The sequence below is a fragment of the Streptomyces sp. B15 genome, assembly GCF_018070605.1.
In the GTDB taxonomy this organism is placed as follows: domain Bacteria; phylum Actinomycetota; class Actinomycetes; order Streptomycetales; family Streptomycetaceae; genus Streptomyces; species Streptomyces smyrnaeus.
Genome location: NZ_JAGPXJ010000219.1, coordinates 1 through 488 on the forward strand (window position 1 = coordinate 1; position 488 = coordinate 488).

Below are 488 nucleotides of genomic sequence, written 5' to 3' on the forward strand. Positions count from 1 at the left end.
CTCCGGGACCACTCTGTGGGTGGGCGTGGCCGGACAGACCGCCGAGCTCACGGAGCTGATGCACGCGTGCTCCCTGGACCCCGACGAGCGCGCCCGCCAGCGCGCGCACCTCACCGTGGCCCGCACCTCACGCACGGAGCGCGCACGCCAGGCGAAAGAACGACGCCGCGGCTCCCGCGTCCGCGCGCACAGCGGCCCGGAACTGGCCCACGTGGTGCACGCCCTGTCCGTCTACGAGGGCCCGGAGTGGACCGTGAACGAGATCCGTCTGGTGGCCTCGGAACTGGGGGAGGGGCGGTCAGGAGGGGCGCTGCACACCACCGTGGAACGTCATCCGCTGTCCGGCGTCTGATCCTGCCGGGCCCGGAGTGCCTACTCTGGAGCGCATGGCCCAGATTATCCGCGCACCCCGGTCCAGCACGTGGCTGTGGGTCCTCGTGGCCGCAGCGGTGCTCACCCAGTCCGGGCTGAACCTGTTCCGTCCCATT

Annotated in this window: 1 protein-coding gene; it reads left to right on the forward strand. The window is 71.7% G+C overall.

Annotated elements, in window-relative coordinates; translation table 11 throughout:
• A partial coding sequence (locus tag KBY19_RS35930; protein WP_210967530.1) for a 2'-5' RNA ligase family protein occupies positions 1–352 on the forward strand: 352 nt, incomplete at its 5' end.
• Positions 353–488: the final 136 nt, after the last annotated feature.